Annotated in this window: 18 protein-coding genes and 1 tRNA gene; 17 read left to right on the top strand and 2 right to left on the bottom strand. The window is 58.5% G+C overall.

Going from position 1 to position 15,191, the window contains the following annotated elements:
* Positions 1 to 54 precede the first annotated feature (54 nt).
* The 17 genes from GSF67_RS01395 (at position 55) to GSF67_RS01315 (ending at position 13,680) form a co-directional block, all read left to right on the top strand.
* Positions 55 to 834, top strand: a complete 780-nt coding sequence (locus tag GSF67_RS01395) for a DUF1217 domain-containing protein (RefSeq protein WP_035215323.1) — start codon at positions 55 to 57, stop codon at positions 832 to 834.
* Position 835: 1 nt separating this feature from the next.
* Positions 836 to 1,570, top strand: coding sequence for a flagellar basal-body rod protein FlgF (gene flgF / locus GSF67_RS01390; protein WP_006313023.1), 735 nt, complete (start codon positions 836 to 838; stop codon positions 1,568 to 1,570).
* A gap of 11 nt (positions 1,571 to 1,581) precedes the next feature.
* Positions 1,582 to 3,003 (top strand): flagellar protein export ATPase FliI, encoded by a 1,422-nt coding sequence (gene fliI / locus GSF67_RS01385; protein ID WP_006313022.1) that lies wholly within the window; start codon positions 1,582 to 1,584, stop codon positions 3,001 to 3,003.
* Positions 3,004 to 3,046: 43 nt separating this feature from the next.
* Positions 3,047 to 3,571: a hypothetical protein gene (locus tag GSF67_RS01380; RefSeq protein ID WP_035215397.1), complete on the top strand. Its 525-nt coding sequence runs from the start codon at positions 3,047 to 3,049 to the stop codon at positions 3,569 to 3,571.
* 170 nt (positions 3,572 to 3,741) lie between these two features.
* Entirely contained in the window at positions 3,742 to 4,134 is a 393-nt protein-coding gene (gene flgB / locus GSF67_RS01375; RefSeq protein WP_006313020.1) for a flagellar basal body rod protein FlgB, read from the top strand.
* A 3-nt stretch (positions 4,135 to 4,137) separates the two neighbouring features.
* Positions 4,138 to 4,557 (top strand): flagellar basal body rod protein FlgC, encoded by a 420-nt coding sequence (gene flgC, locus GSF67_RS01370; RefSeq protein WP_006313019.1) that lies wholly within the window; start codon positions 4,138 to 4,140, stop codon positions 4,555 to 4,557.
* Positions 4,554 to 4,892 (top strand): flagellar hook-basal body complex protein FliE, encoded by a 339-nt coding sequence (locus GSF67_RS01365; RefSeq protein WP_006313017.1) that lies wholly within the window; start codon positions 4,554 to 4,556, stop codon positions 4,890 to 4,892. Before flgC ends, GSF67_RS01365 begins: the two co-directional genes overlap by 4 nt.
* Positions 4,893 to 4,910: 18 nt before the next feature.
* Positions 4,911 to 5,699 carry a flagellar basal-body rod protein FlgG gene (gene flgG, locus GSF67_RS01360; RefSeq protein WP_006313016.1) on the top strand — a complete coding sequence of 263 codons (789 nt, stop codon included), beginning with the start codon at positions 4,911 to 4,913 and terminating at the stop codon, positions 5,697 to 5,699.
* Positions 5,700 to 5,719: 20 nt separating this feature from the next.
* On the top strand, positions 5,720 to 6,208 hold the full coding sequence (gene flgA / locus GSF67_RS01355; RefSeq protein ID WP_080810604.1) for a flagellar basal body P-ring formation chaperone FlgA: 489 nt from the start codon (positions 5,720 to 5,722) through the stop codon (positions 6,206 to 6,208).
* Positions 6,205 to 7,326, top strand: coding sequence for a flagellar basal body P-ring protein FlgI (locus GSF67_RS01350; RefSeq protein WP_006313014.1), 1,122 nt, complete (start codon positions 6,205 to 6,207; stop codon positions 7,324 to 7,326). The genes flgA and GSF67_RS01350 overlap by 4 nt, the downstream gene beginning before the upstream one ends.
* Complete coding sequence (locus tag GSF67_RS01345) at positions 7,323 to 7,859, top strand: MotE family protein (RefSeq protein ID WP_006313013.1); 537 nt, start codon at positions 7,323 to 7,325, stop codon at positions 7,857 to 7,859. The genes GSF67_RS01350 and GSF67_RS01345 overlap by 4 nt, the downstream gene beginning before the upstream one ends.
* Positions 7,856 to 8,575: a flagellar basal body L-ring protein FlgH gene (flgH, locus tag GSF67_RS01340; RefSeq protein WP_006313011.1), complete on the top strand. Its 720-nt coding sequence runs from the start codon at positions 7,856 to 7,858 to the stop codon at positions 8,573 to 8,575. The genes GSF67_RS01345 and flgH overlap by 4 nt, the downstream gene beginning before the upstream one ends.
* 26 nt (positions 8,576 to 8,601) lie before the next feature.
* The gene (locus GSF67_RS01335) at positions 8,602 to 9,102 is read left to right on the top strand and encodes a flagellar basal body-associated FliL family protein (RefSeq protein WP_006313009.1); all 501 of its coding nucleotides are present in this window, start codon (positions 8,602 to 8,604) and stop codon (positions 9,100 to 9,102) included.
* Positions 9,099 to 9,836, top strand: coding sequence for a flagellar type III secretion system pore protein FliP (fliP, locus tag GSF67_RS01330; RefSeq protein WP_006313008.1), 738 nt, complete (start codon positions 9,099 to 9,101; stop codon positions 9,834 to 9,836). The genes GSF67_RS01335 and fliP overlap by 4 nt, the downstream gene beginning before the upstream one ends.
* Before the next feature lie 371 nt (positions 9,837 to 10,207).
* A complete protein-coding gene (locus GSF67_RS01325) occupies positions 10,208 to 11,128 on the top strand; it encodes a flagellin (RefSeq protein WP_006313007.1) in 921 nt (306 codons plus the stop codon).
* A 406-nt stretch (positions 11,129 to 11,534) separates the two neighbouring features.
* Positions 11,535 to 12,497, top strand: a complete 963-nt coding sequence (locus tag GSF67_RS01320) for a flagellin (protein WP_006313006.1) — start codon at positions 11,535 to 11,537, stop codon at positions 12,495 to 12,497.
* A 241-nt stretch (positions 12,498 to 12,738) separates the two neighbouring features.
* The gene (locus GSF67_RS01315; RefSeq protein ID WP_006313005.1) at positions 12,739 to 13,680 is read left to right on the top strand and encodes a flagellin; all 942 of its coding nucleotides are present in this window, start codon (positions 12,739 to 12,741) and stop codon (positions 13,678 to 13,680) included.
* A gap of 188 nt (positions 13,681 to 13,868) precedes the next feature.
* Here GSF67_RS01315 and GSF67_RS01310 read toward each other — a convergent pair.
* Both GSF67_RS01310 and GSF67_RS01305 read right to left on the bottom strand, forming a co-directional pair.
* Positions 13,869 to 13,946 (bottom strand) — tRNA-OTHER (locus tag GSF67_RS01310).
* 50 nt (positions 13,947 to 13,996) lie between these two features.
* Complete coding sequence (locus GSF67_RS01305; protein WP_006313004.1) at positions 13,997 to 15,148, bottom strand: tyrosine-type recombinase/integrase; 1,152 nt, start codon at positions 15,146 to 15,148, stop codon at positions 13,997 to 13,999.
* Between the last annotated feature and the right edge of the window lie 43 nt (positions 15,149 to 15,191).

Genomic DNA, 15,191 nt, shown 5'->3' with positions numbered 1-15,191 from the left:
CGACAAGGGCGGACGTGCGCCTTGAAATCGGGATCAAACGAGAGCGGCGGTTCAGTGACTTCCACCTATACCAGCTACAGACTGATCAGTCAGGATATCGGCAAATCGCTCGAGCGGGTCTCGAAGCAGCCAGACGTGGCACGCGAGACCGAATATTACCGTGAAAAGATCGGCAACGTGAAATCCATCGACGATTTCATGGCCGATACACGTCTTTACAATTACGCGCTGAAAGCCCACGGCCTGGAAGACATGGCCTATGCAAAAGCCTTCATCCGCAAGGTGCTGACGGAAGGGGCGAGCGATAAGAACGCCTTCGCCAACAAGCTCTCCGACAATCGTTATGCCGAGCTTGCAAAGTCGCTGGATTTCGCGGGCCTTGGTGCGGCGGCAACCGCCACCGAGGCGGCCAAATCAGGTGTCATCGGCAACTACGCGCGCCAGACGCTGGAACAGGAAGCGGGCGACGACAATAACGGCGTCCGGCTCGCCCTTTATTTCGAGCGCAAGGCACCGACAATCAAATCCGGCCTCGATTTTCTGGCCGACGACGCGCTTGCGCAGGTGTTCCGCACAACGTTCAACCTGCCTGACGCATTTGCTGCTGCTGATGTCGACAAGCAGGCCGCCCTCATCGAAAAGAGCATCAATATCAAGGATCTGCAGGATCCTGAAAAGGTCGGCAAGTTGCTCGAGCGTTTCACCATCATGTGGGAAATGCAAAACCCCTCGACGACCTACGATCCCCTGGCCGTTTTCGGCTCCTCCAGCGGCTACGGCATTTCCCCCGACCTGCTGATTTCCATCAACTCCCTGAAACTCGGAGGCAAATGATATGCAATCCGGACTATATGTCGCCCTGTCCTCGCAGATCGCGCTGGAGCGCCGTCTCACCACCATTTCTGACAATATGGCGAATGTGAACACGGTCGGCTTCCGCGGCTCCGAGGTAAAATTCGACGAAATGGTCGCCAAGAACCACAATGACATGAATGCCAAGGTGGCTTTCGTGTCGCAGGGCAACGACTATCTCTCCACACGCCAGGGCGCTTTCGAGCAGACCGGCAATTCCTTCGATTTCGCCATCAAGGGCGACGCCTGGTTTGCGCTGGATACGCCTGATGGTCAAATCCTGACGCGCGACGGCCGTTTCACCATGCGCCCGGACGGCGCACTGATCTCGTCCAGCGGTTATCCCGTCCTCGACGCGGGCGGCGGCCCGATCAGGCTCAATCCGAATGGCGGCCCGATCACCGTCGGCCTCGACGGCGCCATCAGGCAGAACGACACCATCGCCGCCTCGCTCGGCATCTTCCAGGCGGATTTTTCAAAGGGCTTCCTGCGTCACCCCAATAGCGGCGTGAAGCCCGTGGCCCAGCCCGTTCCGGTCGTCAACAATCATGAGGTCGGCGTCGTTCAGGGTTATCTCGAGCAGTCGAACGTCAACGGCATTTCCCAGATGACGCAGCTCATCCAGGTCAACCGCGCCTTTGAGAGCATTTCGTCGATGATGCGCGATACCGAATCGACCTTCGGCGAGGGCATCAAGACGCTCGGCGGCGCGCGTTGAGGAACTGACGGATGACAATGCCGGAATCCATGCTCTCGCAATCCAAGCTCTCGGGCTGGGCCATTTCGCCGAAGCTAGCCCAGCTCGCCAGCCTTGCCGGGCACTATGCCGATCCGGAATTTTCGGTGGCGCATGGCGGCCATGTCTGCACCATCGCCGCCGGGCACTACACGGTGTCCGGACTGTCGCGACATGTGCGGCTCGGCGAATTCGTTGCCCATCGCAGCGCGACTGGGATTCATCTCGGCGAAGTCGTGCGCGTGGAGCCGGATATCTGCTATGTCTGCCCTATCGAGCCCGGCGAGCCGATCGGCATCCACGACACCGTCATCCGCAAGGGTGCCTTCCGCGTCTCGCCCGACGAGAGCTGGTGCGGGCGCACCATCAATGCCCTTGGCGAGCCGATCGACGGCCAGGGGCCGCTTGCTTCCGGCATCGTGCGCCGTTCGATTTCCAACAATGCACCGCCCTCGATGACCCGTAAAAGGGTGGAGACACCGTTCAAGACGGGTGTGCGGGCTATCGATATCTTTTCGCCGCTCTGCCTCGGGCAGCGTCTCGGTATTTTCGCGGGTTCGGGCGTGGGCAAATCCACGCTGCTGTCGATGCTCGCCAAGGCCGATGCCTTCGACAAGGTGGTGATCGCGCTTGTCGGCGAACGCGGCCGCGAAGTGCGCGAATTCATCGAAGACACGATGGGCGATAATATGAGCAAGTCCGTCGCCGTCGTCGCGACGAGCGACGAGAGCCCGATGCTGCGCAAGATGGCCCCGCTTTCCGCCGTTACCATTGCCGAGCATTTCCGCGATCAGGGCGACAATGTCCTCCTCATTATCGACAGCGTGACGCGATTTGCCCATGCGATCCGCGAAGTGGCGGTCGCTTCGGGTGAACCGCCCGTCGCACGCGGTTATCCCGCCTCGGTCTTCACCGAACTACCGCGGCTGCTGGAACGGGCAGGACCAGGCGCGGAAGGCACCGGCACCATCACCGCCATCGTCTCCATTCTCGTGGATGGCGACAATCACAACGATCCGATTGCCGATTCGACCCGTGGTATTCTCGACGGCCATATCGTGCTGGATCGCAGCCTTGCCGAAGAGGGCCGCTATCCGCCGATCAATCCGCTCGCCTCGATCTCGCGTCTTGCCAAGAAGGCGTGGACGCCGGATCAGGAAAAGCTGGTCTCGCGCCTCAAGGCGCTAGTGCATCGCTTCGAGGAAACGCGGGATCTTCGCCTCATCGGCGGTTACCGGCCCGGAACCGACCCCGATCTCGACATGGCGGTGAAGCAGGTTCCGATCATCTATGAAACGCTGAAACAGCTACCGGACGAACCGGCGGCACAGGATGCCTATGCCGATCTGGCGACCGCATTGCGCGGTGGAGCACAGAATGGCCAGCCCCAGGTCAATCCGAGAATGAGAGGCTGACCCCGTGAACAACAAGCGGAACGACAATAGCCACGATGAAGACGTGCTGTCCAAGCCGATCTTCTTCACGCCCGACCGCATTCTCGCATGGACGGGCATCGCGCTTGCCGCTGCAGCAGCCTTTTTCCCTTGGTACGTCTTCTTCAACGAGGAGAAATTCGGCATGAAGGTGGCGGGCGGCGATCGCACCCGCGATCTGCCTCATACCGGACCGCGGGAAGTCTTCAGTGTCTCGCCCATGGCCATGACCAACCGTAACAAGGAAGACACCCCGCCAGCGGCGGAGCTGCCCGACATGCTGACGACGGCGACCGTCAACGCTGGCGGCAAGGAGAGACAGAACAATGTGGCAGCCGGAATCGAAGACCAGCCCTTCCCCGGCCAGACATCGTTCCGTCTGCTACATGTCTCCAATGGCCGCGCCCTGATCGAAGACAGTTCGGGCATGTATATGGTGCGGGTCGGCTCCACATTGCCTGATAATGCCTTGCTGACGAAGATCGAGCAGCGCAATGGCGAATGGCTGATCGAGACATCCTCCGGAAAAACCTATCATCCGGAAAAATGAGAGAATTTCTCCCCGCTAAAAAGGCGCGCCACACATCCGGCGCGCTTTTTTGTTTGTGAGGGACACGCAAGCAATGCGTCTGTTTCCATTGTTCCACCCCTTCATCCTTCTCCGCAAGTCTGACGCAAGATTAACCCCGTAGGTTCGGGCCATACGAGATGGAGAAGTCTATGCAACCGATTCAACTGTTCGAACTGGCATCCCGCCAAGCGGAATGGCTGAGCGTGCGGCAGGAAGTCGTGGCGACCAACATCGCCAACGCCAACACACCCAAGTTCCACGCCAAAGATGTCAGTCCCTTCGAAGCGGTCATGCAGGCCACCAGCCAGCAGGTCGGCATGGCCAGGACAAACCCTGCCCACCTCGGTGAAAGCACACTCAGCGAGAATATCGCGGTGCGGGACAACCCGGTCAACAACGAGATCGGCATGCAGGAATCGGGCAATTCGGTCGGGCTTGCGGAAGAAATGACCAAGACCGGCGAGATCAAGCGGCAGTACGACCTGAACGCCAGTCTCGTCAAATCCTTCCATCGCATGATGCTGATGACGGTTAAGAGGTAAACCATGGATCCCTTGAGTGCGGCAAGCAAGATAGCCGGCAGCGGCCTGGAGGTGCAGTCCACACGACTGCGCATCGTCTCCGAAAACATCGCCAACGCCCGATCGACCGGCGATACGCCCGGTGCCGATCCCTATCGTCGCAAGACCGTCACCTTCGGCTCCGAGCTGGACCACGTCAGCGGCGTCGAGCGCGTGAAGGTAAAGAAGCTCGGTGTCGACCGTGGCGATTTCGTCCACGAATACGACCCCGGCAATCCGGCGGCCGATACCAACGGCATGGTCAAGATGCCGAACGTCAACGTCCTGATCGAAATGGCCGACATGCGCGAAGCAAACCGCAGCTATGACGCCAATCTTCAGGTCATCCGCCAGACACGCGACCTCGTCGCCTCCACAATCGACCTTCTGAAGGCATCGCAATGATCGACGGTATCAAGCAACTCGGTTCTCTTTCGCTCACCCGCGGCGCAAGCGGCGTCTCCTCGCTGACGGAAAGCCTTTTCGGCGGCGAGCAGCAGTCAACACCCGCCCAGCAGACGGGCGCAAGCTTCGCCAGCGTTCTCGGCAACGTATCAATGGATGCGATGAACAATCTGAAGAAGGCGGAAGTTGCTTCCTTCGAAGGCATTCAGGGCAAGGCGAATACCCGCGAAGTGGTCGATGCCGTGCTTTCGGCCGAACAGTCGCTGCAAACCGCCATCGCGCTGCGCGACAAGATCGTGTCGGCCTATCTCGACATTACCAAGATGCAGATCTAGCCCAGCAGGAATATTGACATGAGAGCTCTTGCCATCGCTGCCACCGGTATGGACGCCCAGCAGACCAATCTGGAAGTCATCGCCAACAACATCGCCAACATCAACACCACCGGCTACAAGCGCGCGCGCGCGGAGTTCACCGATCTTCTCTACCAGACCGAGCGCATGCAGGGCGTGCCGAACCGCGCCAACCAGGCCATCGTGCCTGAGGGCGCCAATATCGGTCTCGGCGTGCAGACATCCGCCGTGCGCAACATCCACACCCAGGGCAACCTGATCGAAACCGGCAACAAGCTCGATGTCGCGATCATCGGTCAGGGCTGGTTCCAGATCGAGGCAGCCGATGGTTCGACGCTCTACAGCCGCGCCGGCGCCTTCAACAAGAATGCCGACGGCAACCTGGTGACGGTCGATGGCTACAATGTCATTCCGAACATCAATATCCCGACCGACGCGCAGGACATCACCATTACCCGCACGGGTCAGGTGACGGCGCGTATCGGCAACGCTGCGGACTTCACGCAGCTCGGCCAGTTGACCATCGCCAACTTCGCCAACGAAGCGGGTCTGAAGCCGCTCGGCGACAACCTCTTTTCCCAGACGCCGGCCTCCGGCGCCCCGGTTGTCGGCGTGCCTGACGATCCGAGCTATGGCTACGTCAAACAATCCTACCTCGAAGGGTCGAACGTCGACGCCGTCAAGGAAATCACCGACCTCATCACGGCGCAGCGCGCCTATGAGATGAATTCCAAGGTCATCACCACCGCTGACGAAATGGCTTCGATTGTCAGCAAGAACCTGAAGTAAGAACGGAAAGGCAGGCGAACATGAGGTTTGGCCGGAACAATAGCAGCTGCAGAACGGCACTCGTCCGTATGTGTCTCGCGTCTGCCTTTTCACTGGGCGCCCTAGCGCCCGCTCTTGCGCAGGCGCCAACGGCGCTGGTTCCCGTGCGCACCATCTATCCGGGCGAGGCGATCTCGCCCGAACAGGTGAAGTCGGTGGAAGTGACCAACCCCAATATTTCCGCTGGTTATGCGAGCGATATCAGCGAAGTGGAAGGCATGATCTCCAAGCAGACCCTGCTTCCCGGCCGCACGATCCCCATTGCGGCGCTTCGCGAACCATCACTGGTGGTGCGCGGTACAAGCGTCAAGCTCGTTTTCCACATTGGCAACATGACGCTGATGGCTTCCGGAACGCCAATGAGCGACGGCTCGCTCGGCGAGGTCGTCCGGGTACGCAACATCGATTCCGGCGTGATGGTCAGCGGCACGGTCATGAAGGACGGAACCATTCAGGTGATGGCGAAATGAGAGTGCTTCGTATCATAGCCGCGGCTCTGGTCTTTTCGGCCCTGCCCTTCCTCTCCACGCCGCCCGCGCAGGCCGACACGTCCCGAATCAAGGATATCGCATCCCTGCAGGCCGGACGTGACAACCAGCTGATCGGTTACGGTCTCGTCGTGGGTCTGCAGGGCACCGGCGACAGCCTGCGCTCCTCGCCTTTCACCGAACAGTCCATGCGCGCCATGCTGCAGAACCTCGGCATCACCACGCAGGGTGGCCAGTCCAACGCCAAGAACATCGCCGCCGTGATGGTGACGGCCAACCTGCCGCCATTCGCCAGCCCCGGCAGCCGCGTGGACGTCACGGTCAGCTCGCTTGGCGACGCCACCTCGCTTCGTGGCGGTAACCTCATCATGACGTCGCTTTCCGGCGCGGACGGGCAGATTTACGCCGTTGCGCAAGGGGCGCTGATCGTCAACGGTTTTTCGGCCCAGGGCGATGCCGCGACGCTGACGCAGGGCGTCACCACGTCGGCGCGCGTGCCGAACGGCGCGATCATCGAGCGGGAACTGCCGTCGAAGTTCAAGGATTCCGTCAATCTGGTCCTTCAGCTGCGCAACCCGGATTTTTCGACAGCCGTGCGTGTGGCTGATGTCGTCAACGCCTTTGCCCGCGCCCGTTATGGCGACCCGATCGCCGAACCGCGCGATTCGCAGGAAATCGCGGTGCAGAAACCCCGCGTCGCAGACCTCACCCGGCTGATGGCGGAAATCGAAAATCTGACGGTCGAGACGGATACGCCTGCCAAGGTCGTGATCAACGAGCGCACCGGCACGATCGTCATCGGAGCGGATGTGCGCATTTCCCGCGTCGCCGTCAGCTATGGAACGCTCACCGTGCAGGTGACGGAATCGCCGCAGGTCATTCAGCCCGCACCCTTCTCGCGCGGCCAGACGGCAGTGCAGCCGCAGACGGATATCATGGCCATGCAGGAAGGCAGCAAGGTCGCCATCGTCGAAGGCCCGGACCTTCGCACGCTGGTTGCCGGTCTCAACAGCATCGGGCTCAAGGCGGACGGCATCATCGCCATCCTGCAAGGCATCAAATCCGCCGGCGCCCTTCAGGCGGAGCTCGTGCTGCAATGATGGAACGTCAGACCAAAAATCCGCTCTCGCATGGCCTCGTCCGCTTTGCGGCCGTCGCGTCGCTGCTGTTCCTGCTGCCGGTTGCCGGCGCCGAAAGCCAGCAGAACGTGGTGTCTGAACTCAGCACGCAGGACGAAATCCAGAAATTCTGCACCAATATTGCCGATGCCGCCCGCGACCAGCGTTACCTCATGCAGAAGCAGGAGCTTGATAAGCTTCAGGCCGACGTCAATGAGCGTATTTCCGTGCTGGAAAACCGCAAGGCGGAATATGAGGACTGGCTGGCGCGCCGCGAGCATTTTCTCAATCAGGCCAAAAGCAACCTCGTCGACATCTACAAGACGATGAAGGCGGATGCCGCAGCTCCCCAGCTAGAAAAGATGCATGTGGAGATCGCGGCCGCCATCATCATGCAGCTGCCACCGCGCCAATCCGGCCTCATCCTCAGCGAAATGGATGCGCAGAAAGCCGCGACCGTCGCCGGCATCATGTCGCAGGCAATCGACAAAAACACTTCGAAGGATCCTTCATGAGCACGCGTCGTCTTCCGGCCCTCCTCCTGCCGCTCGCTCTCCTGGCCGGCTGCCAGAACAACCAGACCCTGAAGGAAATCGGCAACGCACCCGCGATGAGCCCGATCGGCAGCGGCCTGCAATTCAGCCAGACACCGCAGATGGGCATGTATCCCAAGCAGCCGAAACACATGGCAAGCGGCTATTCGCTGTGGAGCGACAGCCAGGGTGCGTTGTTCAAGGACCTGCGCGCGCTCAATATCGGCGACATCCTGACCGTCAACATCCAGATCAACGACAAGGCCGATTTCGACAACGAGACCGAGCGCAACCGCACCAATGCCAGTGGCCTGAACTGGAAGGCAAAAGCCCAGATCCTGGGCTGGACGCCGGATGCGGATTCCAGCATCAAATACGGCTCCGACACCGACACACAGGCCAAGGGCAAGACCAAGCGCTCCGAAAAGCTGACGCTGCTGGTGGCTGCCGTCGTGACCGGCATTCTGGAAAACGGCAACCTCATCATCAGCGGCTCGCAGGAAGTGCGTGTGAACCACGAAATCCGCATCCTCAACGTCGGCGGTATCGTCCGTCCGCAGGATGTCGATGCCCAGAACATCATCTCCTACGAGCGCATCGCCGAAGCACGCATCTCCTACGGCGGTCGTGGCCGTCTGACGGAAGTGCAGCAGCCCCCGGTCGGGCAGCAGGTCGTTGACCTGTTCTCGCCGCTCTGACGCCGCACACGGGAACGGACTGACCCATGGAAAACGAACAGGCTGAGGGCAAGAAAAAATCCTCCCCTCTGGTCATGACCATCGCAGGCGTTGTGATCCTCACCCTGCTCGGTGCGGGCGGCGGCTGGCTCGTGGGCGGCATGATCGCCCCGAAAGTCGCCGCAACGGAGGCCCATGCCACCGCTGCGGCCGGCGGACATGGCGAGAAGAAGGGCGAAGGCCTCGATAAAATCGACGCCGAAGCGAACGGCATCGTCCAGCTCGATCCCATCACCACCAATCTCGCCTATCCTTCGACCAACTGGGTGCGGCTGGAAGTGGCGCTGATGTTCAAGGGGCCGGTGGAAGTCGGGCTGGCGGAGGATATCCACCAGGACATCATGGCCTATGTCCGGACCGTTTCCCTCCAGCAGCTGGAAGGCCCGCGCGGCTTTCAATATCTTAAGGATGACATTCAGGAACGAGTTGACCTGCGCTCTCAAGGGCGCGTATCCAAGGTCATGTTCCGGACCTTTGTCATCGAATGATTCGATTTCTTGTAACCATCGCCGTCCTCCTCGCTTTGCCGGGCCTTGCCAATGCCCAGCAATTTCCGTCCGATCTGTTCAACACGCAGATCGACGGCTCCGTCGCGGCATGGATCATCCGCACCTTCGGCCTGTTGACGGTTCTCTCCGTCGCGCCCGGCATCCTGATCATGGTCACGAGCTTTCCGCGCTTCGTGATCGCCTTTTCGATCCTGCGCTCCGGCATGGGACTTGCGTCGACACCGTCGAACATGATCCTGCTGTCGATGGCGATGTTCATGACCTTTTACGTCATGTCCCCCACCTTCGACAAAGCCTGGACGGATGGCGTGCAGCCGTTGCTGCAGAACCAGATCAACGAACAGCAGGCCGTGCAACGCATTGCCGAACCCTTCCGCACCTTCATGAACGCCAATACGCGTGACAAGGACCTGAAGCTGTTCGTTGACATCGCCCGCGAGCGCGGACAGGTGGTCATGACCGACAATGTCGTGGACTATCGCGTACTGGTTCCTGCCTTCATGCTCTCGGAAATCCGGCGCGGTTTTGAAATTGGTTTCCTCATCATCCTGCCGTTCCTCGTCATCGATCTGATCGTCGCCACCATTACCATGGCGATGGGCATGATGATGCTGCCGCCCACCTCGATTTCGCTGCCGTTCAAGATCCTGTTTTTCGTGCTGATCGACGGCTGGAACCTGCTCGTGGGAAGCCTCGTCAGATCGTTCAACTGACGGCCCTTATACCCCGCTGATACAGATTAACCCTGTTTTTTAACCCCGCACGCCCAAGGCCGCGGGGTTTTCGCATTTTAGTGCTTTGGTTACCATTTTCACTAGCGACTGGGTAACTATATTTTTAAATAAAAAAGTTACTATTAAGCTAAATCAAAAAGTAACCATAAGTATTTTACAGTATTTCTTAACGCTCAAATTAATGATTGCGCAATTATTCGCTGCGAAATTCTTCCCACACGCAGCGGGTTTGGTTTCTGGAACTAAGCGTTTCTGAACCGAGTGGCATGAAGCCGAAACGTTGCGACCGGTAATATCCAACCCGGTATGTCCCCACTCCGTATCTCGTAAAAACAAGGGACACATTTATTATGGCAAGCATTCTGACCAACAACAACGCAATGGCCGCTCTCTCGACCCTGCGTTCCATCGCTTCCGACCTGTCGACCACGCAGGACCGTATTTCTTCCGGCCTGAAGGTTGGCTCGGCTTCGGACAACGCTGCTTACTGGTCGATCGCGACCACCATGCGCTCCGACAACAAGGCTCTCGGCGCAGTTTCTGACGCGCTGGGCATGGGCGCTGCCAAGGTTGACACCGCTTCCGCCGGTATGGACGCCGCCATCAAGGTCGTGACCGACATCAAGGCAAAGGTCGTTGCCGCCAAGGAACAGGGCGTTGACAAGACCAAGGTTCAGGAAGAAGTTTCTCAGCTTCTCGATCAGCTGAAGTCGATCGGCACGAGCGCGTCTTTCAACGGTGAAAACTGGCTCGTTTCCAGCGCCAATGCTACCAAGACCGTTGTATCCGGCTTTGTTCGTGACGCTGGCGGCACCGTTAGCGTCAAGACCACGGACTACGCGCTGGACGCCAACTCGATGCTTTACACGGAAGGTACGCCGGGCACGATCGACGCAAACTCCGGTATCCTGAACGCGACCGGTGCAACGACCACCGTCGGCGCCAAGACCTACACACAGATCTCCGTGCTCGACATGAACGTCGGCACCGACGACCTCGACAACGCTCTCTACTCCGTTGAAACCGCTCTGACGAAGATGACCAGCGCTGGCGCCAAGCTCGGTTCGCTGTCTGCACGTATCGACCTGCAGAGCGGCTTCGCCGACAAGCTGTCCGACACCATCGAAAAGGGTGTAGGCCGTCTCGTCGACGCTGACATGAACGAAGAGTCCACCAAGCTGAAGGCTCTGCAGACGCAGCAGCAGCTGGCAATCCAGGCTCTGTCGATCGCCAACAGCGACTCGCAGAACATCCTGTCGCTCTTCCGCTAAGAGCCGAGCTTCTCATAGCCCTTCGGGGCTGGGGGATCCATTTCTTCCCGCAAGCAATCGGGGGCTGACCGAACGCAGATTGGGATAGAAAGCATAAAGGTCCGAAAGGCTGAATCGGACTGAATGCATCCACGAGGCCGCATCCGGAAACGGATGCGGCCTTATCTTTTTTTTAAACTTTTGCAGATACGCGCGCGTGCGCGTTAGGGTTGCAATTTTAATTTTGCCGGGAATGAATTTCTTTCCGCGCTTATCAATTCATTAACCAAACCCGCGTTACCTAATGCTCATCGAAACGGCGAGCTAACGTTAAAAATCAGCCAGTTAGCAGGCATGATGCTGTGCGCCGTTCCCGGTGAAACCGGAATGTCCCTTCTTTAATCAGCCATTCAAGGGGCACACTACTATGACGAGCATTATCACGAATGTCGCAGCAATGTCTGCGCTCCAGACCCTGCGCTCTATCGGCCAGAACATGGAATCCACCCAGGCACGCGTCTCCTCCGGCCTTCGCGTCGGCGATGCTTCCGACAACGCTGCCTACTGGTCGATCGCAACCACCATGCGCTCCGACAACATGGCTCTCTCTTCCGTTTCCGACGCTCTCGGCCTCGGCGCCGCAAAGGTGGACACTGCTTCCGCCGGTATGAGCTCGGCAATTGACGTCGTTAAGGAAATCAAGGCAAAGCTGGTCACCGCGACTGAAGAAGGCGTCGACCGCACCAAGGTTCAGGAAGAAATCGGCCAGCTGCAGAAGCAGCTCGCATCGATCTCGCAGGGCGCTTCCTTCTACGGCGAAAACTGGCTCGTCGGCGTCTCGACGCTCGGCGCAGCAACGCCCGGCACTGACCCGGACAAGTCTGTCGTCGCCGGCTTCGTCCGCTCTTCCGGCGGTGCAGTTAGCGTTACGACCACGAAATACGCCCTCGACAACACCGCTACCGGCAACGTTCTGTTCGGTTCGGTCGACGGCACCGGCACTCCCGACGCATCCGGCATTCTCGGCACTGTTGGCACGTTCACGACGGTCGCTGCCCAGTCTGTCTACACACTGGATATCACCCAGTACGCCGCCGCGGACCGCGCCACCAACATGGCAGAAGCCCTGACGCTGGTTGAAAACTCGCTCAAGGCAATGACCAGCGCCGCTGCAAAGCTCGGCTCGCTCTCCATGCGTATCGGCCTGCAGGAAGACTTCGCTTCCAAGCTGTCCGACTCCGTCGAAAAGGGCATCGGCCGCCTCGTGGACGCTGACATGAACGAAGAGTCCACCCGCCTCAAGGCTCTGCAGACACAGCAGCAGCTCGGCGTTCAGGCTCTCTCGATCGCCAACAGCAACTCCGAAAGCATCCTGTCGCTCTTCCGTTAATCGAAAGCTTCAGCCGAAAACATCAACCGCGCCGAAAGGCGCGGTTTTTGTTTGTGCACTTACCTGCGAAATTCACGAGATTTTTTGATTAAGAGTTCATTAACCAAATCACGGCTAAATCAGCGCATCGAAACGACTCGTTAACCAAGACGAAAAAGAGGTTAACAGGCATCAAGCCGCTCAGTCGTTTCCGGCGATCCCGGAATGTCCCTTCCCATTTAGCCAGCTCAGAGGGGCAATTATGACAAGTATTCTGACGAACACCGCCGCCATGTCGGCGCTCCAGACCTTGCGCGCAATCAGCGGCCAGCTCGAAGACACACAATCCAGAGTTTCTTCTGGATTACGCGTAAAATCGGCCTCCGATAACGCCGCCTATTGGTCGATCGCGACGACAATGCGTTCCGACAACATGGCTCTCTCCGCCGTTCAGGATGCATTGGGTCTCGGCGCGGCCAAGGTCGACGTCGCTTATTCCGCGATGGAAAGTACCGTCGAAGTCGTCAAGGAAATCAAGTCGAAAATCGTCGCGGCAACCGAAGAGGGTGTCGACAAGACCAAAATCCAGGAAGAAATCGACCAGCTGAAAAAACAGCTCGAATCGATTGCACAGGGTGCATCTTTCAGTGGCGAAAACTGGCTGCTGGGCACCGGCGCCAAGACCGTCGTTTCCGGTTTTGTGCGCGATGGCGGCGGCACCGTCAGCGTTACGAAAACGGACTATACGCTTATCGACACCACCGCCGGCACAGCAACCGCCAACGTGCTTTTCGGCCTGACCGGCTCGCCCGCAACGCTTGACACAACAAAGGGCATCATCGGCCAGCCCGGCACGGCTTCCGGCATTTCCGTATGGGATATCGATCTCAAGCTGTTCAATTCTGCAACGCCGCCGACCTACACTATCGGTAACCTTCTCACGGATGTCGAAACGGCATTTCAGTCGATCAGCAGCGCATCCGCCGCCCTCGGTTCGATCAAGATGCGCATTGGCCTGCAGGAAGACTTCGTCTCGAAACTCACCGACTCCATCGACAAGGGCATCGGCCGTCTCGTCGATGCGGATATGAACGAAGAATCCACCAAGCTCAAGGCTCTTCAGACACAGCAGCAGCTGGGTATCCAGTCGCTCTCCATCGCCAATACCAGTTCCGAAAATATCCTGTCGCTATTCCGCCAGTAAGCGGCGCCCGTTGGCTACGGGCGGTTTCGTCCCGCTCTGGCAGCAACAGAATATTCGGATATGGAGACCGCGCTTCGCAAGAGGCGCGGTTTTCCATTTGACGCGGCCTGATGCAACGCGTGCGAACTGAAGCGCGACGACGCCTTCGGCGTTTGCGATTATCTAAGTATCTGTTTTATGGGAGAAAATGGTGCTGCTAGAGAGATTTGAACTCTCGGCCTCTCCCTTACCAAAGTTCAAGGCGGGTGTTTGTAAAACTTGGCAGCGCCATCATAAAATCATAGCCGATTATTTGACTGCACGCATTTTGCACAAGTCACGCTGTCTTTCGCTTTTCTTTTTTCCCCCACTTTATCAGCCGGCGCGACCAATAGACTGGATCGGTCCACCAATGCAGATCGCGCCACAACTGAGGGACTGGAAGCGTGTTGATCGCATCAAGCAAGGGCTGTTGTGGGATGTTCGTGTAGTGCCTGCTCATATCGTCAGCGGCGTGGCCGATGATCTGATCTTTCTTGTAGGGGTGCACGTCATTGATGATGAGCTGGGTGGAAACTGTATGTCTGCCAGTATACGGCGATATGTCGATCATCTCGATGCCGCGTTCTTTAAGGCGACGACGCGCCCCCGAAATGGCTGACGAAATCTGCCCGCCAAATTCGTCTGTCGGCGGGTACGGTTCGCCTTTGTGGCTGCGGAACAATATCCCTCCCCTATCCTTTAGAGCGGCGAACAGCGGCACGATGAATTCGTGCATAGGCACGCCGCGCGGCTCTCCGGTTTTGCTGTAGGGGATCGTTATCCAGCGGCCGTCAATGTTTACGTCCTCTGCCTGGAGCACGAAAAGTTCAATGGGGCGCATGCCGGTGTAGAACAGCGCTGTCATAATCTGCGCTGCGGCAGGGGACATTTCCGCCACGAACTGCGCGGCCCGATCATAAGAGGTCGGTTTCGTTCCTGCTCGGGTCTTCTTTAGCTTAACGACATTCGTGCCTTTAGGCGCGCGCGGCCGCCGCCATTGGCGCGGCTCGGCCCAGAGGTTTGTGACCGCATGATTCCATACTGCGATGAATGGTGTGTGGCATTGCCTGTTTTTGGTTTCCGCCGACGCGTTTGGAAAAAGCTTGTCGGCTGCGTCATCAACATCCTTCTGTGTTAAATCTTTCAGAAGCTTGTTGCGAAAATGGGGAACGAGACCAGAGGCTACGCCATCTTTTTTGCCGACTTTGATAAGAAAGCGCGACGATCCGCCAGCATCAAGGTAGGAGTTGGCCGCCTCGGTAAACGTAATCAGGGCCTTCTTACCATGAATGCTCTCGGTCAGTAGCTGCGCTTCGGTCTTGATGCGGATTTGCTCCGCGCTTTCCCGGTCGCGTGTGCCAGTAGATTCGAAAACGCTTTTTCCTCTGACCGTACCCCTGACGTACCAGACGTCCGAACCTTTTCGTTGGATGAGCTTAAGGGGCATCGCAATACATTCCAAATGTTTCGAAGGTCGCCGTCGCTAAAGA

It is taken from the genome of Agrobacterium sp. CGMCC 11546 (assembly GCF_013365515.1).
GTDB classification, from domain to species: Bacteria; Pseudomonadota; Alphaproteobacteria; order Rhizobiales; family Rhizobiaceae; genus Agrobacterium; species Agrobacterium fabrum.
This window is presented reverse-complemented; position numbering and strand designations above follow the sequence as displayed.